Source organism: Paenibacillus sp. J45TS6 (assembly GCF_018403285.1).
Lineage (GTDB): Bacteria > Bacillota > Bacilli > Paenibacillales > Paenibacillaceae > Paenibacillus.
In genome coordinates, this window is the sequence record NZ_BOSJ01000006.1 from 26,704 (window position 1) to 50,342 (window position 23,639).

The following is a 23,639-nucleotide window of genomic DNA, read 5'->3' on the forward strand; positions in this document are numbered from 1 at the left end:
TGAATCTAGTATGGGTAAAATTGCTTTTGTATTTCCTGGACAAGGTTCCCAGTCTGTAGGAATGGCAAAAGATGCATACGATCAGGTAGACGCATCCCAAGCTATTTTTAAACAAGCAGATGAAGCACTTGGATTTTCGCTCAGCACGTTAGTGTTTGAAGGTCCAGATACGGATTTGAAACAAACAAAAAACACCCAGCCTGCACTATTGACAGCGAGTATTGCACTTTATGAAGCATTGCGGGAAAAAGGCATTACCGCCGATTATATGGCAGGTCACAGCCTTGGTGAATATAGCGCGCTTGTTGCATCAGGCGTTATTTCGTTTCAAGATGCAGTATCCATTGTTCGTGCAAGAGGAACATTTATGGAGGAAGCAGTACCTGGCGGCCGCGGTGCCATGGCAGCGGTCCTTGGTGCAGAAAGAGAAGCTCTGGCTGAACTCTGTGCTAAGATTTCTTCGCAAGGGGAGGACTACTTGGTTGAACTGGCGAATCTTAATTCACCAGGACAAATTGTTGTCTCCGGCTTACAGGATGGTGTAAATGAAGTTGTTCAGCGTGTAAAAGAAGCAGGAGGAAAAAGAGCGATCCCTCTTGTTGTCAGCGGGCCTTTCCACACCTCTCTGATGAAAGGTGCGGCAGAGAAGCTGCAAGAACGCTTAGCTCAAGTTACACTGCATGATGCAGCTGTTCCTGTTATTGCTAATGTAACTGCAGAACCGGTGACAGACGCAGAGAAGATTAAGAATCTTCTAGTCGAACAAGTTTATTCCTCTGTTAAATGGGAAGATACAGTCGTATATCTTGTAAAACAAGGCGTGGATACTTTTATCGAGATTGGCCCTGGTAATGTGTTAACAGGTCTAATTAAGAAAGTAGACAAGTCCTTGAAGCTTTATAATGTAAACAATTTGGAAAGCCTGAATGTATTGGCTGCTGAACTTTCTTAAACATCTAAGTTTGATGATACTTGAGGAAAGGAGGTACACAAGAGATGTCTATATCACTCAAAGGTCAAATTGCTCTTGTTACAGGTGCGTCTAGAGGGATTGGACGCAGTATCGCCCTTGCCTTAGCTGAAGCGGGCTGTCATGTTGCTGTGAATTATGCAGGTAACGAGGCTGCTGCTGCGGAAGTGGTGAAGCTGATTGAAGCAAAAGGGGTTCAGGCGATCGCGGTGAAAGCGAATGTCGGGATTACCGCAGAAGCTGACCAAATGGTGAAGCAAGTCATCGAACAATGGGGAAAAATCGATATTCTGGTGAACAATGCTGGAATTACAAGGGATAACCTCATTATGCGAATGAAAGAGGAAGAATTCGACCAAGTTATTGAGACGAATCTAAAAGGCGTGTTCAATTGTCTAAAAGCGGTAACTCGCCCTATGATGAAACAACGCTATGGCCGAATTATTAATATATCTTCTGTTGTCGGTGTGTTAGGGAATGCAGGACAGGCCAATTATGTGGCTGCGAAAGCAGGAGTTATTGGTCTTACCAAATCTTCAAGCAGAGAACTGGCTTCTCGTGGAATTACGGTAAACTGTGTTGCACCCGGTTTTATCCAAACAGAAATGACACAGGAGTTATCTTCTGATATTGTAGAGGGCATGATGACAAATATTCCGCTTGGTAGATTGGGTCAGCCAGAGGAAATTGCTGGGGTTGTTACTTTCCTTGCATCCGAGGCGGCTTCCTATATGACAGGACAAACACTGCATGTTGATGGCGGAATGTATATGTAACCTGCCTAATTCTTCTAGTCGTAGAAAACTTTCTATAAGACGCTATGAAGAGAGACATGTAGGGTCTATGGCATTTTACTAGTTATTCTCGTATAATACGAAAGAGGAGGTGAACCGGAAATGTCCGACGTATTGGAACGCGTAAAACGCATCGTAATTGATCGTTTAGGCGCTGATGAAGCTGAAGTAACGTTAGAAGCATCATTCAAAGATGATTTGGGTGCTGACTCTCTAGACGTTGTTGAATTGGTTATGGAACTCGAAGATGAGTTTGATATGGAGATCTCTGATGAAGATGCAGAGAAAATTACGACCGTAGGTGAAGTTGTAAACTACATACAATCACATACCTAAGTCACCCTGGAAGTCCCGCGCTTGCGCCTATCGCATAGGCGGGACTTCTTCTCCTAATTGCACCATAAGGCTTAAGGCCAACAAGAAGCCCATTTTATAGGTGTTTGTTATCTGACACATGTATAAAATGGGTTTCATTACATTAAAATCTGTTAACTAGCGTAACGCTCGGCGTTATGCAGTCGATATAGAGGTGAATTTGATTTGAGTCGTAGAGTTGTAGTGACAGGTATGGGTGTCATGACCCCAATCGGGAAAAATCTAGATGAATTATGGAACAGCTTGATGGAAGGCAAATCTGGAGTTTCCCTGGTGGAAGCTTTTGACGTAACCGACTATAACACCAAGATTGCTGCATCCATTAAAGATTTTAATCCTGAAGATTATATGGAGCGGAAAGATGCTCGTAAAATGGACCGTTTTGTCCAGTTCGCAGTTGCTGCTGGCTCGATGGCTTTGAATGATAGCGGACTTCAAATTGGTGAGAATATTGATGCTGAGGATATTGGAGTTTCTGTAGGCTCTGGTATTGGCGGTCTTGGAACTTGGGAAGATCAACATAACATTCTTCTTGAAAAAGGACCCAAACGAGTGAGTCCTTTCTTCATTCCGATGATGATCGCAAATATGGCTTCTGGACAATTGTCTATCTCACTTGGTGCAAAAGGTCCGAATACAACACAAGTAACGGCATGCGCAACAGGAAGTCATTCCATTGGCGATTCTATGCGCATGATTCAGCGTGGTGACGCAGAAGCAATGATCTGCGGCGGTGCGGAAGCAACTATTCGTCCAACAGGGATGGCAGGGTTTAACTCGATGCGTGCGATGTCTACACGCAATGATGAGCCCGAAAAAGCAAGCCGTCCATTTGATATCGACCGTGATGGTTTTGTAATGGGTGAAGGAGCTGGAATTCTTATTTTGGAATCACTGGATCATGCTCTTGCTCGCGGTGCTCGCATTTATGGTGAAGTGGTAGGATACGGTTTGTCAGCTGACGCAAAACATATGACAGATCCAGATCCAGACGGCGGTGCACGCAGCATGAAGATGGCGATGAAGGATGCCGGAATTCAGCCAGATCAAATCGATTACATTAATGCACACGGAACATCAACACCGGTTGGTGATAAATCCGAGACAAAGGGAATCAAGATGGCACTCGGCGATCATGCCTATAAAGTCGCAGTGAGTTCTACAAAATCAATGACAGGTCATATGCTTGGTGCTGCTGGTGGTGTAGAAGCGATCATTTGTGCACTAGCCCTGAAGAACCAAACGATTCCTCCAACGATTAACTTGGACAACCCAGATCCGGAATGTGATCTTGATTATGTACCAAATCATCCGCGTGAAGCGAAACTTAATTATGTGCTTTCCAATTCCTTTGGATTTGGCGGTCACAACGCAACTGTAATTCTCAAAAAATATGAATCATAAGGGGTCAGTTCGATTGAATGCAGATCTGAAACAATTAGAGCGCAAACTTCAAATCGAGTTTAACAACCGTCCGTTGTTAAAACAGGCCTTTACCCATGCTTCGTATGTGAATGAACATAGATTCAGTCACAGTCAGGATAATGAAAGACTTGAATTCCTGGGAGATGCTGTACTGGAACTCACGGTATCGGAGTTTTTGTATAATGAACATCCAAACCGTCCAGAAGGCGAATTGACAAAGATGAGGGCAGCTCTTGTACGAGAGCCCTCACTCGTCAAATTTGCTGAAGCATTGGATTTTGGCAAGTACGTTTTTTTGGGTAAAGGAGAAGAACTTACAGGGGGAAGAACCCGTCCTGCACTTTTAGCCGATGTTTTTGAATCGTTTATTGGTGCCCTGTATCTTGATCAGGGTTTAGATACGGTCAAGAAGTTTTTAGATAAACATATATTTGCCGGTCTTGTGATTGAAGGAGAACTCGCTCTTACCGATTTCAAGACAGAACTTCAAGAACTTACGCAACATCATAATATGGGTGTACTTGAGTATCGGATTGTGGAAGAGAGAGGACCTGCTCATGAGCGGGAGTTTGTCTCAGAGGTATATATGGGTAGCCAGAGACTCGGCCGAGGTACGGGTCGATCGAAAAAGGAAGCAGAGCAAAAAGCAGCTCAGCTTGCTTTGAACACATTGAAACTTCCTTAAAGATGGTTTGCTTATACGTGAACCTGAATTTTGACAAACGAAGAGCAAAGAGCAGCCCGCTTAAGTATGAAGTATCTTGCTGAACATGGGGGATGGACTGCTTTTTGCTCTTCTTTTTGTTGAATGAAGTTTAGATCAGCTTCCCTAGGGATGAACGCAGCTAGATCTGTGTTCTTCCTTAGGGAAGGCATGGACTTCATAGGATGTTTCACCTAAAATAAAGAACGGATGTACATACCCGTTTATGGACCGTGGTAAGGCATGGAGGTGTCAAGATAGATGTATTTAAAACGTATAGAGCTGTCCGGCTTTAAATCGTTTGCTGATCGTACGGAGATGGAGTTTGTTCAGGGTATAACCTCAGTAGTTGGCCCCAACGGGAGTGGGAAGAGTAATATTTCCGACGGCATTCGCTGGGTACTGGGTGAACAGAGCGCTAAGTCACTCCGCGGGGGCAAGATGGAAGATATTATTTTTGCCGGAAGTGATACGCGAAAAGCAGTTAATTTTGCTGAAGTTTCTTTAACATTGGATAACCAAGATCAGGCACTCGCACTTGATTTTGGTGAAGTTACGGTAACTCGCCGTGTTCATCGAAGTGGAGATAGTGAGTATTTTATAAACAAACAACCATGCAGGTTGAAAGATATTACAGAGCTGTTCATGGATACAGGGATCGGAAAAGAAGCCTATTCCATTATCGGCCAGGGCCGTATAGAAGAAATTCTGAGTACACGTTCTGAAGACCGTCGTGGGATTTTTGAAGAGGCTTCTGGTATTGTGAAATACAAGTCTCGTAAAAAAGATGCAGTCCGCAAGCTGGATGATACGGAGCAGAATTTACTGCGTATTCACGATCTTGTGACAGAACTTGAAGATCAGATTGGTCCCCTCAGGGAACAGTCCCAAAAAGCGCTTCATTATAAAGAATTGAAAAATGAACTTAAGGAAAAAGAACTTTCCTTGTACGTATATCAAATTGAGCAAATTCATTCCTCGTGGAGTGAGGCTAATGAACGTCTAGTTACACTTAAAGAAAAACAGCGCGAATTATCGGCGATCGTATCGAATCACGATGCAATTCTTGAACAGGATCGTACAGAGCTTCGTGAAGTCGAAGCGGCTGTGGAACGTCTTCAAGGAGAACTGCTGCACTATAGTGAAGCAACAGAGAAAAGTGAAGGATATCGTGAGCTTCTAAAAGAGAGATTAAAGAACCTGTTAGCTAACAAAGAACAGTTGCTAAACTCTCTGAGTGGAAGTGAAGAGCGTTATGCGGAACGTGAACAGGAGCTCGACAACTTCAGACTCAAACTATCGCTGCTTGAGCAAGAACTTGCTGAACTGCGGGAGACTTTATCTGCGGAGGAAGCGAAGCTTGTTGGTGTAACGGGTGGAATCAGCCAGGAACAAGAAGAAAGCCTAAAAGGTAATCTTCTCGAGCTGATGAATCAGATGGCGCAGGCGCGTAACGAGATTCGTTATGCGGATCAGCAAAAAGAAGCGATTGAGCGTCGTTTAAACCGTGCTGATGAAGAATCGGATAAGTGGGAAGAAAAAAGAGATGAACTGCAAAAACGGAAGAGCCTGCTTGAGCAGAACATCCAAAAGTTACAGAAGGAAATCACCTCATTACGTACAGGATATATTTCAGAGAGTGAACGATATCATTCTCTTCAAAAACAGTATTCTGAAAGTCAGTCGACCATAAGGAAATGGGAACAGAAACGAGAAGCCCAAGTTTCAAGACGCGATACAATGAAGGAAATGCAGGATGATTTTGATGGCTTTATGACCGGTGTCAAAGAGGTGCTTAAAGCTTCTCGTAAAAACGTCTTGCAAGGGGTTCACGGTGCGGTCGCAGAACTCATCAAAGTACCTGAAAAAATCGAACTGGCAGTTGAAACGGCGATGGGAGCTTCACTACAGCATGTGGTTATGGAAAATGAAGCTGTGTCACGCCAAGCGATTTCTTTCCTAAAACAGCGTCAGCTTGGTAGAGCTACCTTCTTGCCGCTGGATGTTATTCGTCCGAGAACGATTGGCGCGGCTGATCGTGCAGTCGCCCAGGCGTTAGATGGGTTTGTCGGGATCGGTGCGAGTCTAGTTGAATATCATTCCAAGTATGAAGCTATTGTAGGCAGCTTACTTGGTAATGTCATCATTGCAGAACGCCTGGAGGATGCGAACCGTATTGCGGCGAAATGCCAGTATCGTTACCGTGTTGTTACTTTAGATGGCGATGTGGTTAATGCGGGAGGTTCGATGACGGGAGGAAGTCAGCACCGTAAAAATAGCAGCCTGCTGTCTCGTAAACGCCAGCTCGATCAGCTGGATCTAGATATTCAGGAAACGGAAAATCAAATCAGCAAACTCCTGCGTGATCAGGAAGAGATCAAAGTACAAACGGATCAATGTCAGATTAGCCTGGACACCCTCCGTCAAAACGGAGATGACAAACGGTCTGAGGAACAACAAGCATCTCTGGAGTTAAAGCAGCTCGAGCATGAACTGGGTCATGTTCTTACTCAGGTCGAAGCTGCGGGCCAAGAGAAAACAGGATTTGCAGATGAAATAAAAGAACTGGAACAGACACGTGCTAAAGCAGCTGAGAACTTATCCAAGCTGGAGGATGAGGAGAAAGCAACGCATCAGGCGATCCATGCAGCTGAATTCGCTCGTAAGGCGAATGAGTCTGCCAAGGAAGAGCTTCAAAACTCGCTTACTATTTTAAAAGTGAAGGAAGGTAAGCTGGATCAGGAAAGGTTCTCCCTTGAAGAGCAGGTACGCCGGCTTGAACGTGAGTATCAAAATGTGGATAAAGAACGATATCGCAATCGTACGCTTCTTGCTTCGGTTGAAGCTGACCTCAAAACGAATGAAGAGGAAAGTATTAAGCAGACAGAAGCACTCAATCAGTACAAACTGAAAAAAGAGGAAGCTTCAAGAGAGCTTGATTTGAAACGTACTTCTCGCAGTCAGCTCATTAAAAAGCTTGAACAGGAAGAGAATGAGACAAGGGAACAGCGCCTCAGTCTCAAGACTTGCGAAGACGAGCTGAGAACAACCGAAATTAGCGTGAATCGTTTGGATGTTGAGCTGGATAATATTTTGAAAAAGCTGAATGATGAGTACGAGCTAACGTACGAGCTGGCTAAACAGAACTATGATATTCCTGAAGATATCGAGGGAAGCAAGGCTGATGTACAGCAGCTGAAACGAAATATCCAAGCGCTTGGTGAGGTGAATCTTGGTGCAATTGAGGAATATGAACGTGTGAATGAGCGTTATACCTTCCTTAGTGAACAGAAAGAGGATCTAACGCAGGCGAAGACGACACTCTATCAAGTCATCAAAGAGATGGATGATGAGATGTCGAAACGATTTAAAACGACGTTTGATGCGATTAAACGGGAATTTGGCACGGTATTCTCCAAGCTGTTTGGCGGGGGACGTGCAGATCTCGTCTTGATTGATCCGGATAAACTGCTGACTACAGGGATCGACATTGTTGCTCAGCCTCCGGGTAAAAAACTTCAAAATCTTCAGCTTCTATCTGGAGGGGAGCGCGCACTGACCGCGATGGCTTTGTTGTTTGCCATTTTGCATGTGAGGCCTGTTCCTTTCTGTGTACTAGATGAAGTAGAAGCTGCACTTGACGAAGCGAACGTGGTTCGTTTTGCCCAGTATTTACGCGAGTTCTCTGAACAGACGCAGTTTATCGTTGTAACTCACCGTAAAGGTACGATGGAAGAAGCCGATGTTCTGTACGGGGTAACGATGGAAGAAGGCGGAGTGTCCAAGCTCGTCTCTGTCAAACTAGAAGATGAAGAAGCGGTTATCGCATAACTACAGCACGTATTTTTGAGGTGGAGGGAACGTATGAGTTTCTTTAAAAAATTAAAAGAGAGTATTTCAACCAAAACAGAAACGGTCACAAATAAATTTAAAGATGGCCTGGAGAAAACACGGAAGGGCTTTGTTGAAAAGGTATCTGACCTTGTGATTCGCCGCAAAAAAATCGATGAGGAATTCTATGAAGAATTGGAAGAGATTCTTATCGGTGCGGATGTAGGAGTTAACACAGTGATGGACCTGATCGATGATCTGAGAGTAGAAGTGAAGAAACGCAAGATCGAAGATGCTGCGGAACTTCAGCCTGTACTTTCCGAGAAACTGACAGCTCTGCTTCGGTCGGAACAAGACAATGCGCTGAACATGAACAAAGATGGGATTACCGTTATTCTCTTCGTAGGGGTTAATGGTGTTGGTAAAACAACGACGATTGGTAAACTCGCACACCGCTTCAAACAGGAAGGTAAAAAAGTAATGCTTGCTGCGGGGGATACATTCAGAGCAGGTGCGATTGAACAACTGGAAGTTTGGGGAGAACGTGCCGGAGTAGAAGTTGTCAAACAACAAGCCGGATCAGACCCTGCTGCAGTTATGTACGACGCAGTGAAAGCAGCAAAACAGCGGAATGTGGATGTACTCTTGTGCGATACTGCGGGACGCCTTCAGAATAAATCAAACCTGATGGAAGAGCTCAACAAAATCTTCCGTGTCATTCAGCGCGAGATCCCAGGTGCTCCGCATGAAGTACTTATGGTGCTTGATGCTACAACTGGGCAAAATGCGCTTAGTCAGGCTAAATTGTTTGGTGAGAAGAGCGGGGTGACCGGACTTGTCCTAACGAAGCTGGATGGTACAGCAAAAGGCGGTATCGTCATTGCCATTCGTCAGGAGATGGACATCCCTGTGAAACTGGTCGGTCTTGGAGAGAAAGCGGATGATCTGCAGCCATTTGATTCTGATCAGTTTGTTCACGCTCTATTTGCGGGACTCATTCAAGAAGAAACCGAAAAAGATAAAGAAGAGTAGAATCTGTATAAGGCAGAATTTTATTTTTCGCATACAAAAAGAGATCGGACTCCAATGAAGGAGCCGATCTGGAGACTGCAGGCAAACTAGCTTAAACTAGTTTGCCTGCAGTCTTTTTTATTTTATATAGCTAGGCAGCAAGAATACGGATGAGTTCCACAGATGAAAGGGGTACAAACGCAAGATCTCCCGGAGGTCCATAAATAATAGGAGGAACGCGGAGGATCAGCGTCGTTTCATCGACAGATACCAAGATACCATCTAAATAATCATTCGATGTTAGGATTTCAACTTCACTCCCTAAGAAGCCGCGAACCATATCTCTGAAATTCATCAATCATTCTCCTTTACGATTTCAATTTTTAGCTTGCTTCTTTTTATTTCATTCGATGCTCATGCTTATTGGGCTACAGATATATTGTTATAAGGAATAATAACGATATCCCCCGTGTTTTCACGGATTTCGACGGCATCGACTCCCGCGGCAAGAACGGTACCGATAACCGTAATGCTTGTCGTACTAATACTGATATTGCGACCTGTCTGGGATTCGAAAAAGGTTTGCAATTCTGGATTTACGGTAAGCCCGGAGCGAACCTCAGATTCCAGTTGAGATAACCTGTCCTGCAGTAAATCCGCTTTAGTTGTTAGTTCCTCTACTCGTTTTTTGAGTCGCTGAATCTGTGCCGCAAGCCGGCGGCGATGACTAAATAGAAACCACATGGGTTTAGCCTCCTTGATTTCATTGTTAAATTTTTATGGTTTGTTCAAGGTCTTGAACAAGCTGCTTCAGTTCTGCTGTGCTCTCTTGTTCTGCCCTGCGTATAAGCGGTAAATTGGCCTGTACTTCAGCCGGACCATCTGTAAGAAAACGCTCGATCAAAGGATCTAGCGAAGTAAACGGCACAGAATAGTCACAATAGTAATGTTCCAGATGAAAACGGCTCAGCAAATGTTTGACCTTGCCCATTTTGCTCATAGAAAGAACAGGTACACCTGCCCGCAGGGCAACTAACGCGGGGTGAAGTTTATAACTGATTAAATAATCCATAGACTGGATGATGTTGTAGGTGAGGTCGATTTCCAGCAGAAGAGAGATCGTTTGGATGGATGCCTGAGGATCCATTTCTTTGATCGTTTGTTCAAGTCTTTTACAAGTGCTGTAATCAGAAAAACGGTTATTTGGATGGTTGACCACAGGGATAAGAACAATATGATAATTTTCGCGACTTAGTCTTAGAAGCAGGCGGGTCATTTCTTCGAAAGGGAATGCAGGGTAAGAGAAGAGGCAAACCCCGATCGTTTTTTTAGATGAAAAACGCTGTATTGGAAACGGATGCTCCTGGTAAGCAAATACGATATCCTGAGCTACCTCAGGATGATCATGAAATCCCCCAATTCCGGCAAGCTCTGCTGACGTTTTGTCTCGAAAAACCGCTCTTTTTGCATGTTGAATATATTCACGGTGTCTATCGATCTCTTCCTGAGGCCATGTTTCCGGCGGATACGTATCGACAATGCCCACTCCGTATAACCACATCGGATGTTGCTGCAACACTTTAGGAAAATAATAATTACTGAATTTATAAGGTGTAATGAGGTCTCCACCGCCAATGATGACAGCATCCACCTCACGAGGGTCGATATAACCGTTCCAAGGAAATAGATGATGTCTGTAAAAGGCTTGTTGTAACGTTCTTAAAAACAGATCATCTCCGAAATTACCCATACCGTAGTAACCGCTCGCTGCGATTCTCATGAGGATTCACCTCCTTTTTCATGAAGAAACCGGTTTTGCTTCCATGCTTTATAGTGGTGTAGATGCTGCTGACTGACGCTTCTTGTATGAACAACTCTGTGGTAGACAATCTCTTCTGTTTTAGCAATTTCATATTTAGTAAGCAGCTTCCTACAGACTTCTATATCTTCAAAAACTCTGCCATAGGGGCCCTCGTATTCCGTCCATCCCCTTACGGATCTCAGGTGTTCAGTACGATAGATTCTAGGTACGGGTGGGTAGGCATGGGTATCTGTCTCGAGTGTCCCTTCAAAGGTAGATTGACCGCGCAAGCTAATATGACCATTCCTGCTTCTTCTCCATACAAGGCTTGTTCCCGTACCAAGGGCAGCGCAGGGATTCTGTTCCATCAGACGGATGAGCGAATGAAGAGCGCCTGGAGGGAGCCAGTCGTCTGCATCTAGTTCTAGAACATACGTACCAGTAGCTTCATGGAGCAAGTCATTGAGTACAAAGGCTTTTCCTCGATTTGCAGCATAGCGAAGTATCCGGATCCGAGGATCATGATCCATTGCAGATGCTTTCTCAGCGGTTTTGTCTGTGGAACCGTCGTCTCCGATCAGTAGTTCGAAGTTAGGATAACTCTGCGCTAAGACGGAGCGAATGGACCAGCCAATGGAAGATTCCATATTGTGTACACTAAGCAGAATACTCACAAGTGGAAAAGAGGATTCTAAACGGCTCTTATGAACATGAAGCTGTTGAACAGAGAATGGGACAGTCCGCTGTATAACCGGAAGTATGGAGTCGTGAGAGGGGTCTATTTTGAGTGCAGGGGTCAGAGGCGTGTCAGTGAACGTATGATTTTGATTTTGCAGATATAGGTATTTGCATGCGGACCTTGCTTGACATAACTGTTGCAGTTCCCAGGCTAACCAGTGGGCAGAAGGCAGGGGGGCGAGTGTTAGATTAGAGGCCGGAATAAACAGGCTTCTCCGAAAGAAGAAATAATTAGGTCTGCCAGGCACAGCATAAACGACGCACTGAACCTTGCTGGGCAGGTGAATAAGTATATGGCATAGCTTAATCTCTTGAGTGGTAGAGAGGTGGGCTCCTTGATTAGACCATAACAGCCATTCTGCACAGGGATGCTGTTCAAGTTCTTTACTGAGCTCCAGGAATAACTTGTCAGCACGGTATTCGGACTGTGACATGAGTGTAAAGTAATGAAGTCTCGCCATATTGTAGAAAAAGCTAGATCTTGCACGCTTACTCATAGATTCCTTTGGCAGCGAGGGTTTGACGGATGACAAAATCAGCTGCTTCCCCTCTTTGGGTCCAGCGGTTTTCTCTGGCGTATGCAATTCGGGCCAATCTTGCAGAAGGGTCTTCTGGTTCATTCAGCATCTTTCCTAATTTAGTGATGAAATCTTCATGTGTGGTCGCAGTCGTGACATGTGGTTCCATGTGAATACATTCCGGCAGTGCGGTGGACAACACTTTTACGCCAGTTGCCATATATTCGTAAGCTTTCACAGGATTCGTTGCCAGAGTGATGGGATGATATAGGAAAGGGATAACAGCAACGTCGATATGCTGTAAATACCACTTTAATTCATGATGGGGTTTTTCACCTAAAATGTGTACGTTGGGGAGAGACTTATATCCTGGTATATCTCCATAAGGAGCACCAATGGATACAAACTGTACACTCGGATACCTTTCTGCGGACTTAGCAAAAAGTTCATGATCCACCCAATAAGCCCATGCTCCAATATAAGCTACAACAGGCCCGCTCGGAAGATCATGTGGTCTAGGGACGGAGTCTGCATCAAACATGCTTGAATCAGCACCATTCGGGATAAGGGTAATTGGCTTTTCCGGGTATGCCAGTGACAAGCGCGTTCGGATGGTCTCCGCGGTGGCCACTAAATGATCTGATGATTCTACCATGCGATGCTCGTACCTCGCCCAGTGTGGAAATTCATCACAGCAATCATAAATAACCGCATCCGGATCATATAAAGCAAGCAGTCTCGTTCTTTGTTTGGCCCAGGTGGTCCATACGACAACAGGATGATCTTTTCGTAGCTTGGCTAAGTGTCTTTTTACAAAAGCATGATGATCCGTAAACAGATGAACTCCGGGTTCGATCTCGGCGAGCCTACTTGTCATCGGGGCCAAGTTTTCAAAAAACACATGATGTCCTCTTGCTCCAAGTTCTGTCATCAGCTGTTGAGGACGCTGTTTCATGAAAGTCCAGTTCATCGTTTTGGGATAAATGATAATCGCCATGTAATCGTAATACCTCCTTTTGCAAACTCTATATCATCTTATTCGCTGATAGATTAGTAGAAACGGCAGATGACCTATTACAATGTGCGGATAATTTAATATAGAAAATAATATATTAGAGGTCTGTCCGTTTCACTAAATTGTCGACTTACATATAGAAGAAATGAAGAACACTTTTTCTCCCTTTGCAAAGGGTATAGCAGATCGTTATTTTATAGGGGGGATTTGATTACATGGAACAGAATTCAGTGCGGGTTCTCATTATTTTTGGAACTAGACCTGAGGCGATTAAGATGGCACCACTCATTAAAACCTTACAAAGAACACCAGGGATTGATCCGGTGGTTTGTGTTACCGGGCAACACCAGGAAATGCTGGGTCAAGTAATGAATGATTTTGATATCAAGCCAGACATTGAACTAAGCGTGATGAGAAATGCTCAAACGCTGCCCTCGCTCACTGCGCATTTAGTACAAGTCCTAGAACCGGTTATGCAGGAAGCTTATGATTTGGTGCTTGTTCACGGCGATACATCGACCGCTTTTGCAGCAGCTCTAACTGCTTATTACGCAAAAATACCGATTGGTCATGTGGAAGCAGGGCTGCGTACGTATGACAAATATGCACCCTATCCTGAAGAGATGAACCGGGAATGGATTGGAAGGATGGCAGATATTCATTTTGCCCCGACTCCTTTGTCTGCACGGCAGCTTGCCCGCGAGAATCGAAAACAGCATGTCTATGTAACAGGTAATACTTCTATTGATGCGCTGAGATGGACACTTAAAAAAAATTACCATCACCCGCTTTTGGATCAAATTCAGCCGGGAAGTCGAATGATATTCATGACAATGCACAGACGCGAGAACTGGGGCTTACCGATGGAACAAGTATTTAGTGCACTTAGGGAAATGGTAAGCAGTGATAAAACAATCGAGCTTGTATTTCCAGTCCATCCGAACCCGCTTGTTAAGAATCTGGCTTATGATCTGTTAGGGGGGAAGGAGAGAATCCATCTCACGAGCCCTTTGGATGTAATAGATATGCATAATCTGATGAGTCGTTCTTATCTAATACTTACAGATTCAGGAGGGATTCAGGAAGAAGCTCCAACTTTAGGAAAGCCAGTTTTAGTGCTGCGGGAGAAAACGGAAAGACCAGAGGGAGTCAAAGCAGGGACACTGCGGTGTATTGGAACGGATTATGAAGGAGTAAAGAAAGAGACTCAGATTTTGCTCAGTAATGAAAAGAAATATAAGAAAATGGCATCTGCGAGAAACCCATATGGCGATGGTTATGCATCAGACCGAATAGCGGAGATTATTTTAAAGTATTTCAAGAAACAATAAATGGGAAAGATGAACGGCGAGGGAAATCGTAGTATACTATATGGATAGGTAACACGGTTTTGGAAAGGAATGATGGAATGGCTAACACTTACACTTATACCCGCCGGGAAGAGGTAGTAAATGCCGTAACACACGGAATTGGGGCTGTACTCAGCGTGGCAGCACTCGTGCTGCTTATTGTGGCAGCAAGCATAAACGGAACAGCATGGCATGTTGTCAGTTTTACGATTTATGGGATTTCGATGTTGCTTTTGTATTTTAATTCAACAATGGTACATGCATTAAAAGAGGGAAAAGCCAAAGATCTGTTTGAGATTTTTGACCATTCTTCTATTTATTTATTTATTGCCGGGACATATACCCCGTTTTTGCTGGTTGCGATACGCGGTACGCTGGGATGGACGCTCTTTGGGATCATCTGGGGAGTTGCTCTTTTCGGTGTCGCATTTAAAGCATTTTTTACAAAGAAATTTCTCTTTATGTCTACTTTATTTTACCTCGCGATGGGGTGGCTGATTGTACTTGCCTGGGGGCCGCTTGTAGCAACGGTACCTTATAGCGGAATTGTGTTACTGGTTGCAGGCGGGCTTATGTACACGCTCGGAACCCTATTTTATGTATGGAGAGGATTCCCTTTTCATCATGCGATCTGGCATTTGTTTGTTCTTGCAGGAAGTGTTCTTCATTTCTTCGCTATTTTTATCTATCTGACACCGCTTAGATAATCAGCTCTGAAATTACGAATAAAAGAATGATTTTCCGTAGATGAACAGCTGAAAATGAAGATTATTTACAGACGATTTGCATGAAATATGAATTATTAGAAGATGACAAGGATTTTTGCTTGACATCTTCTTTTCTTTTATGTAAGATAAAGAACGTTAATGAGTGTAAAGTGTTTTTCCTTGACGAAGGGAGTGTCCCGTATGAGTCAGGAGAATCGGCTCGAGAAGACGAACCGAATCAACTTGCTGTTTGCTTTTTATGAAACGTTGCTTACCGAGAAACAACAAACTTTTCTCAAATATTATTTTCACGACGATTTCTCATTAGGAGAGATTGCTGGGGAATTTGAGATTAGCAGGCAAGCAGTATATGAGCATATTAAACGAGCAGAGCAAGTACTGGAAACGTATGAGAACAAGCTTGGCTTACTTGATAAGCACGAACGGCGTCTATCTGATTTGGTAGAGCTGAGAGGACTTATTGCTTCAAGTGATCTTGACAGTGAGCAAAAGGAACGAATGAATACAATTGTGAACCACCTAGAGGTTCTGGAATAGGGAAGTTTCCCATAAGAAATGGACTTGAAGGAGGTGTGTTTATGGCATTTGAAGGATTAACAGCGAGATTACAGAACGTGTTCGGCAAGCTTCGAGGAAAAGGTAAAGTATCCGAAGAAGATGTGAATGATGCAATGCGCGAGGTGCGCCTTGCGTTGCTTGAAGCGGACGTTAACTTTAAGGTCGTAAAGCAGTTTATTACGAAGGTCAAAGAAAAAGCAGTCGGTAAAGAAGTGATGGATAGTTTCACACCCGGCATGGTAATCATTGATATCGTTAATAAAGAGCTGACTGAGCTGATGGGCGGAAGCCAATCCAAGCTTGCCAAAGCAAATAAACCACCAACTGTTATTATGATGGTGGGTTTGCAGGGTGCCGGTAAGACAACGACTTCCGGTAAACTGGCCAAACTGCTTCAGAAGCAGAATGCAAAACCTTTGCTCGTTGCCGCTGATATCTATCGTCCTGCTGCCATTAAGCAGTTACAAGTACTTGGAGAACAGATCAATGCTCCCGTATTCACACTCGGCGATCAGACAAGCCCGGTTGAAATTGCGAAGCAAGGTTTACAGCATGCGAAAGACAACAATCATGACTATGTCATTATTGATACAGCCGGTCGTCTTCATGTTGATGAAGAACTGATGGCAGAATTGCATCAGATCCACAGTCATGTTAATCCAGACGAGGTGCTTCTCGTTGTCGATGCGATGACAGGTCAGGATGCAGTAAACGTAGCAGAACATTTTAATACTCAGCTTTCACTTAGTGGTGTTGTTCTGACTAAGCTTGATGGTGATACTCGTGGTGGTGCTGCGCTGTCTGTTAAAGCAGTAACAGGTTGCCCGATCAAGTTCATTACGCTTGGTGAGAAACTCGATGCCTTGGAGCCGTTCCATCCAGAACGGATGTCATCCCGAATTCTTGGTATGGGTGACATGCTCTCTCTAATTGAGAAAGCACAGTCTAACATTGATGCTGAGAAAGCAAAAGAAATGGAACAAAAGATGCGTACCGCATCCTTCACATTTGAAGATTTCTTGGAACAAATGGATCAGATTAAGAAGCTGGGACCGATTGATCAACTCATGGATATGATTCCTGGGATGGGCAAGATGAAACAGACCAAAGATCTGAAAGTCGACGACAAGCAAATGGGAAGAATTGAAGCCATTGTGTTCTCGATGACCAAGGAAGAGAAACAAAATCCTGAAATCATTAATCAAAGCAGACGCAAGCGGATTGCAGCCGGCAGTGGTACAACCGTGGCCGAAGTAAACCGACTCATTAAGCAATTTGATGAGATGCGCCGTGTAATGAAGCAGTTTAGTGACATGATGGGTCCTAAAGGTAACAAAAAAGCGATGAAGCAACTCAAGAGTCTTACAGGTGGTAAAGGAATGAAATTTCCTTTCCGGTAAGTTCTCATGATGATAAATTAAATTTCATTGAAGGAGGTGAATTTTCATGGCAGTACGTATTCGTCTGAAACGCATGGGTGCTCATAAAGCTCCTTTCTACCGTATCGTGGTATCGGATTCCCGTTCCCCGCGTGATGGTCGTTTTATCGAAGAAATCGGTTACTACAATCCGATTGAACAACCAGCAGTGGTTAAAATCGATGAAGATAAAGCTTTGGCATGGCTTCAAAACGGTGCACAAGCATCTGATACAGTTCGCAACTTGCTTAGCAAAGCGGGTGTAATGAAGAAATTCCATGAGTCTAAACTACAGAAATAAGGTGCTGATAACGGAGGGTATCTATGGAACAATTAGTCGGCGTTATTGCGAAGGCTTTGGTAGATCATCCGGAAGATGTGTCGGTCCGGACGCTTGAAAAAGATCGCCTGGTTGTCTATGAACTGACCGTACATCCTGAAGATGTAGGGAAAGTGATTGGTAAACAGGGGAGGATTGCGAAAGCACTCCGTACGGTCGTCACATCGGCAGCAGTTAAGATGGATAAACGGGTTACCGTTGATATCATATCTTAAAGATATACGAAAGGGGGTTAGGATGCATTTCCTAGCCCTTTTTCGTACATGCTTATAGAATCGTATAATCGATATACAGGAGGAATTATGGCACAATTTTTTAATGTAGGTAAGATCGTGAACACACATGGAATTAAGGGTGAACTAAAAGTATTGCCGTTAACAGACTTTCCAGAGGAACGTTTTGCAAAAGGCAGCAAACTTGTTATAGATACGACGAAACAGATCATTCCTGTTGTTGTGGAATCAGCAAGATTCCATAAAAATATGTATGTCGTTCAATTTGAAGGATTCAATAATATCAATGAAGTTGAGCAATATAAAGGATCCATGCTCAAGGTTTCTGAAGAATATCAAACAGAACTTTCGGATGACGAATTTTATTTTCATCAAATTGTCGGCTGTACTGTAATTACAGATGAAGGTGAAGAACTCGGAACGGTGAAAGAAATTCTTACACCGGGAGCCAATGATGTATGGGTTGTCAAAATGAATAACGGAAAAGAGATTCTAATTCCTTATATTGATGATGTTGTACTTCATGTAGATATCAATAACAAAAAGATTACGGTTCATTTGATGGAAGGGCTTATTTAATGAAGGTAGATGTATTAACACTGTTCCCTGAGATGTTTCCTGGTGTGTTTGAGACAAGTATTCTCGGAAAAGCACAAGAAAAAGGCATTGTATCTTTACAAGCGATCAATTTTCGTGAGTATTCAGGCAATAAACACGGACAGGTAGATGATACGCCTTATGGCGGCGGTGGGGGGATGGTTCTTAAACCAGAACCTATTTTTAACGCAGTTGAAAGTATCACAGGTACAGATTTAGAGAATGGCGCGGTAGATCCTTCTAAGAAACCTCCTCGCATTATTCTGATGTGCCCGCAAGGCGAGACATTCTCTCAGAAAAAAGCTGAGGAACTCTCCAAAGAAGATCACCTGATCTTTATTTGCGGTCATTATGAAGGTTATGATGAACGAATCCGCGAGCATCTCGTTACAGACGAGATCTCTACAGGAGATTATGTACTTACTGGCGGAGAACTTCCTGCCATGGTGGTAATCGATAGTGTGGTTAGACTCCTTCCTGGGGTTCTGGGTAACGAAACGAGTGCGATCACGGACTCATTTAGCACAGGCCTCTTAGAATACCCTCACTACACGAGACCAGCCGAGTACAGAGGACATAAAGTGCCGGACGTCCTGTTATCTGGTCATCATCGTAATATTGATCTATGGCGTAGACAGCAGTCGCTTTGGCGGACATATACGCGCCGTCCAGACCTGCTTGAGCATATCGAAATGACGAAGAAGGAAAAGATATGGCTCGATCAGCAGATTCGTGAGCATGAACAAAACAATGAAGCTGAATAAGCAGGCCACTGTGGATAACTATGATTACGATAAACTAAGATACCGTTTTATGGATTGATAGAGATATATCCTTAGTTCGAGCATTATCTACTAAAATACAAAAAGAAAGGCTGCACCCATGTATATCTATTGGGTGCAGCCTTTTTCATTTTACTCCAAACTTTCATCCGGCGGATGGAGAAGGATAGATAAATCGGTACCTGTTGTTACAGTTAATCGATTCAGCTTCATTGGATTATCACCGGGTTTAACAAAACCTTGCCTTACCGAGAATGCCATACGGTAACCTTCTTCACGCAAATAATACATCATTTGTGTACTTTTATTCCCGTAGGGATATGCAAAATAAGGGGTATCAATACCGAATTCTTTCATTTGCTTCATATCTTGCTTCAGTAGTTTTGCGTCGAGACCTGCCGCGTACGTGGAACCGCATTTTTCAAAACCTTTATAGTGGAGATTATAGGTGTGGCTGTGGAACTCAAATACATCTTTGCTTTCTTCCATTTGTGCTTTCGTTAAAAAACTTTTACGAGCAGGATCAAACGGTTCATTATTTTCTTGTGTTTTACTTCCGATGATAAACACCGCTGCTTTGAAATTATATTTTTTCAAAATAGGATAGGCATAAACTAGATTATTCTCATATCCATCATCAAAAGTAATGACAACTGATTTTTTAGGCAGTGTAATTTCGCCATTAACGTATTGTTCTAGCTCTTGCAGCGTAGGAGTATAGTATCCTTCTTGGTGGAGATAATCCATACCTTCTTCAAAATCTTCTACATTCATAACCGATTTGTTGCCTGGTTCTTTATTTAACGATTTAGGAACAAGATAATGATACATAAGTACAGGAACCTGTTTAGCTTGCTGCTCAGTTACATTGTCTGCATAGGCAGTGTCTATGATGTTCTCAGAAAACTGACGATGAGACAATATAAATGATTTGTTCTTAACCATTTGCCACGAAGTACAAACCTTGTGATTAAAAGCATTTGTTGGATTTGCAACAAGTGTTGCATACAATACAATCATGGCGACCAGGACAATAGCGAGCCGGGGGCTCCATTTTTTCAAAAACTTGCGGTTCATACAGTTCTCCTTTTAAAATCATCAAAGGAACGAAGATTCCTTATTGATATCTTATTATCTTTTCTCTATCCTAAACGAGAAGGAACGCTAGAAAGTTACAAGGTTCTTACAATATAATCTTTGCAAAATAATAGAGCAGGATACTTGCAATATAATAGTACTGCATGTTATAATTATTCTGTTGTGTGGAATACGGTGGTCCTCTGTGGATGATGATGGATAACGTTGAGAGTATCCGGAAGATACATGAACACCTGTACGGAAGGAGGGAGTCATAGATGAATATCGTCCAAGCGATTACACAAGAACAACTTCGTACTGATTTGCCAAACTTTCGTCCTGGTGACACTGTAAAAGTGCACGTTAAGGTTATCGAGGGAACACGCGAACGTATCCAGTTGTTTGAAGGTGTAGTAATCAAACGCCGTGGTGGTGGAATCAGTGAGACTTTTACAGTTCGTAAAATTTCTTACGGTGTAGGTGTGGAAAGAACTTTCCCGCTTCATTCCCCAAAAATCGATAAACTCGAAGTGGCTCGCCGTGGTAAAGTGCGTCGTGCGAAGCTTTATTATCTTCGTGAACTTCGCGGTAAAGCAGCGAGAATTAAAGAAATTCGTTAATATAACGAATAACGGAAAGGGCTTGGAAACAAGCCCTTTTTGCTTTTTTTACTTTATCTTTGTTGAAATAGAAAGTTGTAACCTGTACTTATTTCTCTTACAATAGCTTGAGGGACTCTTAAGTAGATGATGTTTCCTTGGTCAAAACAGGCAACCTATTGATAAGGAAAAGGAATCATACATAAATTCGTTAAATGCGTCATTTGATGACATGGAAGGATGAGAACGAGCTATGGAGCAGGATGTACAAAATGAACGAGTGAATCCACCACAAGATGGAGATTCTAAATCAAAGAAAGTAAAAAATGAAGTTTGGGAATGGACCAAAGCGATTGCGATTGCTTTAGTACTGGTTTTCATTATTCGCTTCTTCTTGTTTAAACCATTTATTGTGGATGGTCCTTCAATGAAACCTAATTTTCATACGGGTGAAAGAGTCATTGTGAATCAGATCTTGTATGATATTAGAGAGCCGAAACGTGGAGAAGTTGTTGTGTTTCACGTTCCTTCCGAAAACCGAGATTTTATTAAACGAGTTATTGCGGTAGGCGGCGATACGGTTGAAGTTAACGGAGATGAAGTAAAAGTAAATGGGCAAGTTATCGATGAGCCTTATTTAAAGGAAGCCATTGAAGAAGCTCAGGCAGATGGCGGACAGTATAATACGTATAACTTCCCGAATGAATTTTTCCCGGATGGAAAAGTGCCTGAAGGCATGATTTTTGCGATGGGAGACAACCGTAGTAATAGTACGGACAGCCGAATGATTGGTTATGTACCGCTCGAAGATGTTGTAGGTAGAGCAGATGTAATCTTTTGGCCAATTAAAGATATTGAGTGGATTAACCACTAAGAATGATTCTGATTGATGTATAGGTTTATCAGAAATGCTGTGTAAAAGAAGGTGAATGAACTTGACTATACAATGGTTTCCCGGACATATGACAAGAGCACGTCGTCAAATTCAGGATAAACTGAAACTGATTGACGTAGTAATCGAGCTGATTGATGCGCGGTTGCCGATTTCCAGCCGAAATCCCATGATCGATGAGATTTTGCAAGGCAAACCTCGGATGATATTGCTGAATAAAGCAGATCTAGCCGATCCGGAAGTAACAGAAGAGTGGATTAAGCATTTCAAAGAAGAAGGGCATACTACCCTTGCGATTGATGCGAATACAGGGACGGGCGTAAAAGACATTCCGGCAACTGCCAAGCTTCTGTTCAAAGATAAGATCGACAGACAGATTGCAAAAGGAATCAATCCTCGGCCTATCAGGGCGTTAATTGTAGGTATTCCTAACGTCGGAAAATCGACACTGATTAACCGTATGGCAGGCCGTAACATTGCAGCAACCGGAGATAAACCTGGTGTGACGAAGGCGCAGCAATGGATTAAGGTAGCGAACAGGGAGATTGAGCTTCTGGATACCCCAGGTATTCTGTGGCCTAAATTTGAGGATCAAAATGTTGGATATCGTCTCGCCGTAACGGGAGCGATTAAAGAAGAAATTCTGAATATTGAAGATATCGCATTTTTTGCAATCAAATACCTCGTTCAGTTCTACTGGCCGGCAATGAAGGAACGTTACGGACTAGAAGAACCGCCTAAGGATATCGATAACCCGGATGAGATTGTTGCCATTATGGAAGCAATCGGACGTAAACGCGGTGCGATCATCAGCGGTGGACGAGTAGATCTTGAGAAAGCTTCCTCTATCTTATTAAGAGAACTGAGAGCGGGCAAGCTTGGACGTTTCAGTCTGGAAGCTCCATACTAAGCCATTTTACGAAATCAGCTGTGAATATAGTAGGTAGGAAAGGTCTCTGCTTTTATGCAGGGACTTTTTTTATGCCAAATTTTCATAACATATCGCTACAATGAAGAAGGTTCTCGTATAAGGTTACATATGCTATGATAATGAATACCGAGTAATACCGCGAAGGGGAAGATATGCATTGAAGAATCAGGAAATTGGCATGTTAGATTATGAGGAAGAAGAGAATAAAACGATAGATATGCTGCGCTATGAACGAGAAGCATGGGAAAGCGGAGCGGAATATATTGCAGGAATTGATGAAGTAGGAAGAGGCTGTTTGTTTGGAGATGTGGTTGCTGCTGCGGTCATTCTACCCAAAGGGCTTGTTCTTGATGGAGTGAATGACTCTAAGAAACTATCGGACAAAAAACGCGACTTGCTTTATGACATCATTATGAAAGAAGCGCTGGCCGTTGGCGTAGGGTTCTGTGATGTCGAGACGATTGATCAGATTAACATTAGACAAGCTTCCAGACTGGCTATGAAAAAAGCAGTGGAACAACTCGCCGTTGCGCCAGATCACTTACTGGTTGATGCTGAAACAGTGGATCTTCCAATTCCTCAATTATCCATCATTAAAGGGGATGCCAATAGTCAATCCATTGGCGCGGCTTCGATAATCGCTAAAGTGACAAGAGACCGGATGTGCAAGGAAGTATGGGATGAGATGTATCCGGAATACGGGATTGCCGTACATAAGGGATATGCAACGAAATTTCATAGAGAGCAGCTGCTGGCTTTAGGGGCTACCCCTATGCATCGGCGAAGCTTTCTTGGCAAAATTTTGGGTGAGCAGGAACAGCCGACGTTATTCTAATTAAGAACTCAGGTTTTTGTTTCTGTAGTAGAAGGTAACTTTGGTTTATACCGGGGTTATCTTTTTTTAATAGCACTTAACTTCAGTGTGACCAAGGGATAACCGATAATAATGATAAA

The 23,639-nt window shown here is 43.2% G+C and carries 25 protein-coding genes; 19 read left to right on the forward strand and 6 right to left on the reverse strand.

The annotated features are described in order from the left end of the window. Positions 1–10: 10 nt before the first annotated feature. From fabD to ftsY, 7 genes are all read left to right on the forward strand, one after another. Complete coding sequence (gene fabD / locus KJS58_RS10720) at positions 11–952, forward strand: ACP S-malonyltransferase (RefSeq protein ID WP_213532519.1); 942 nt, start codon at positions 11–13, stop codon at positions 950–952. Positions 953–996: 44 nt separating this feature from the next. After that, on the forward strand, positions 997–1,746 hold the full coding sequence (fabG, locus tag KJS58_RS10725) for a 3-oxoacyl-[acyl-carrier-protein] reductase (protein WP_213532520.1): 750 nt from the start codon (positions 997–999) through the stop codon (positions 1,744–1,746). Positions 1,747–1,866: 120 nt separating this feature from the next. Next, entirely contained in the window at positions 1,867–2,100 is a 234-nt protein-coding gene (gene acpP / locus KJS58_RS10730; protein ID WP_160036471.1) for an acyl carrier protein, read from the forward strand. A gap of 204 nt (positions 2,101–2,304) precedes the next feature. Next, the gene (fabF, locus tag KJS58_RS10735; protein WP_213532521.1) at positions 2,305–3,543 is read left to right on the forward strand and encodes a beta-ketoacyl-ACP synthase II; all 1,239 of its coding nucleotides are present in this window, start codon (positions 2,305–2,307) and stop codon (positions 3,541–3,543) included. A gap of 13 nt (positions 3,544–3,556) precedes the next feature. Then, entirely contained in the window at positions 3,557–4,249 is a 693-nt protein-coding gene (rnc, locus tag KJS58_RS10740; protein WP_249717184.1) for a ribonuclease III, read from the forward strand. Between the two features lie 279 nt (positions 4,250–4,528). Beyond that, positions 4,529–8,098: a chromosome segregation protein SMC gene (gene smc, locus KJS58_RS10745; RefSeq protein WP_213532523.1), complete on the forward strand. Its 3,570-nt coding sequence runs from the start codon at positions 4,529–4,531 to the stop codon at positions 8,096–8,098. A 33-nt stretch (positions 8,099–8,131) separates the two neighbouring features. After that, positions 8,132–9,130 (forward strand): signal recognition particle-docking protein FtsY, encoded by a 999-nt coding sequence (ftsY, locus tag KJS58_RS10750; protein WP_213532524.1) that lies wholly within the window; start codon positions 8,132–8,134, stop codon positions 9,128–9,130. Between the two features lie 130 nt (positions 9,131–9,260). Here ftsY and KJS58_RS10755 read toward each other — a convergent pair whose 3' ends face one another. The 5 genes from KJS58_RS10755 to KJS58_RS10770 form a co-directional block, all read right to left on the reverse strand. After that, on the reverse strand, positions 9,261–9,464 hold the full coding sequence (locus KJS58_RS10755) for a hypothetical protein (protein WP_160036466.1): 204 nt from the start codon (positions 9,462–9,464) through the stop codon (positions 9,261–9,263). 65 nt (positions 9,465–9,529) lie between these two features. Then, the gene (locus KJS58_RS10760; protein ID WP_213532525.1) at positions 9,530–9,853 is read right to left on the reverse strand and encodes a bZIP transcription factor; all 324 of its coding nucleotides are present in this window, start codon (positions 9,851–9,853) and stop codon (positions 9,530–9,532) included. A 25-nt stretch (positions 9,854–9,878) separates the two neighbouring features. Next, positions 9,879–10,889, reverse strand: a complete 1,011-nt coding sequence (locus KJS58_RS10765) for a polysaccharide pyruvyl transferase family protein (RefSeq protein WP_213532526.1) — start codon at positions 10,887–10,889, stop codon at positions 9,879–9,881. Further along, positions 10,886–12,145, reverse strand: coding sequence for a glycosyltransferase family 2 protein (locus KJS58_RS25630; protein WP_306433086.1), 1,260 nt, complete (start codon positions 12,143–12,145; stop codon positions 10,886–10,888). The genes KJS58_RS10765 and KJS58_RS25630 overlap by 4 nt, the downstream gene beginning before the upstream one ends. Further along, the gene (locus tag KJS58_RS10770) at positions 12,138–13,163 is read right to left on the reverse strand and encodes a glycosyltransferase (protein ID WP_213532527.1); all 1,026 of its coding nucleotides are present in this window, start codon (positions 13,161–13,163) and stop codon (positions 12,138–12,140) included. The genes KJS58_RS25630 and KJS58_RS10770 overlap by 8 nt, the downstream gene beginning before the upstream one ends. Before the next feature lie 233 nt (positions 13,164–13,396). Between KJS58_RS10770 and wecB the strand changes: the two genes are divergently transcribed. The 8 genes from wecB (at position 13,397) to trmD (ending at position 19,168) form a co-directional block, all read left to right on the forward strand. After that, positions 13,397–14,512: a non-hydrolyzing UDP-N-acetylglucosamine 2-epimerase gene (gene wecB, locus KJS58_RS10775; RefSeq protein ID WP_213532528.1), complete on the forward strand. Its 1,116-nt coding sequence runs from the start codon at positions 13,397–13,399 to the stop codon at positions 14,510–14,512. 77 nt (positions 14,513–14,589) lie between these two features. Then, on the forward strand, positions 14,590–15,237 hold the full coding sequence (trhA, locus tag KJS58_RS10780) for a PAQR family membrane homeostasis protein TrhA (protein ID WP_213532529.1): 648 nt from the start codon (positions 14,590–14,592) through the stop codon (positions 15,235–15,237). A gap of 201 nt (positions 15,238–15,438) precedes the next feature. Beyond that, positions 15,439–15,795, forward strand: coding sequence for a putative DNA-binding protein (locus KJS58_RS10785; RefSeq protein WP_213532530.1), 357 nt, complete (start codon positions 15,439–15,441; stop codon positions 15,793–15,795). A 41-nt stretch (positions 15,796–15,836) separates the two neighbouring features. Continuing rightward, positions 15,837–17,216 carry a signal recognition particle protein gene (ffh, locus tag KJS58_RS10790; protein WP_213532531.1) on the forward strand — a complete coding sequence of 460 codons (1,380 nt, stop codon included), beginning with the start codon at positions 15,837–15,839 and terminating at the stop codon, positions 17,214–17,216. A 46-nt stretch (positions 17,217–17,262) separates the two neighbouring features. Next, positions 17,263–17,535, forward strand: coding sequence for a 30S ribosomal protein S16 (rpsP, locus tag KJS58_RS10795; RefSeq protein WP_160036457.1), 273 nt, complete (start codon positions 17,263–17,265; stop codon positions 17,533–17,535). A 23-nt stretch (positions 17,536–17,558) separates the two neighbouring features. Next, the gene (locus KJS58_RS10800; RefSeq protein WP_047909748.1) at positions 17,559–17,789 is read left to right on the forward strand and encodes a KH domain-containing protein; all 231 of its coding nucleotides are present in this window, start codon (positions 17,559–17,561) and stop codon (positions 17,787–17,789) included. Positions 17,790–17,876: 87 nt separating this feature from the next. Continuing rightward, positions 17,877–18,386 (forward strand): ribosome maturation factor RimM, encoded by a 510-nt coding sequence (rimM, locus tag KJS58_RS10805; protein ID WP_213532532.1) that lies wholly within the window; start codon positions 17,877–17,879, stop codon positions 18,384–18,386. Further along, on the forward strand, positions 18,386–19,168 hold the full coding sequence (trmD, locus tag KJS58_RS10810) for a tRNA (guanosine(37)-N1)-methyltransferase TrmD (protein WP_213532533.1): 783 nt from the start codon (positions 18,386–18,388) through the stop codon (positions 19,166–19,168). The genes rimM and trmD overlap by 1 nt, the downstream gene beginning before the upstream one ends. 150 nt (positions 19,169–19,318) lie before the next feature. Here trmD and KJS58_RS10815 read toward each other — a convergent pair whose 3' ends face one another. Then, a complete protein-coding gene (locus KJS58_RS10815; RefSeq protein WP_213532534.1) occupies positions 19,319–20,263 on the reverse strand; it encodes a polysaccharide deacetylase family protein in 945 nt (314 codons plus the stop codon). 278 nt (positions 20,264–20,541) lie between these two features. Here KJS58_RS10815 and rplS point away from each other — a divergent pair, with 278 nt between their 5' ends. The 4 genes from rplS (at position 20,542) to KJS58_RS10835 (ending at position 23,520) form a co-directional block, all read left to right on the forward strand. Continuing rightward, entirely contained in the window at positions 20,542–20,883 is a 342-nt protein-coding gene (gene rplS / locus KJS58_RS10820) for a 50S ribosomal protein L19 (protein WP_211745967.1), read from the forward strand. Positions 20,884–21,115: 232 nt separating this feature from the next. Further along, positions 21,116–21,736 carry a signal peptidase I gene (gene lepB, locus KJS58_RS10825; RefSeq protein ID WP_213532535.1) on the forward strand — a complete coding sequence of 207 codons (621 nt, stop codon included), beginning with the start codon at positions 21,116–21,118 and terminating at the stop codon, positions 21,734–21,736. Between the two features lie 61 nt (positions 21,737–21,797). Further along, complete coding sequence (gene ylqF / locus KJS58_RS10830; RefSeq protein ID WP_213532536.1) at positions 21,798–22,664, forward strand: ribosome biogenesis GTPase YlqF; 867 nt, start codon at positions 21,798–21,800, stop codon at positions 22,662–22,664. Positions 22,665–22,863: 199 nt separating this feature from the next. Beyond that, on the forward strand, positions 22,864–23,520 hold the full coding sequence (locus KJS58_RS10835; RefSeq protein ID WP_213532718.1) for a ribonuclease HII: 657 nt from the start codon (positions 22,864–22,866) through the stop codon (positions 23,518–23,520). Positions 23,521–23,639 lie beyond the last annotated feature (119 nt).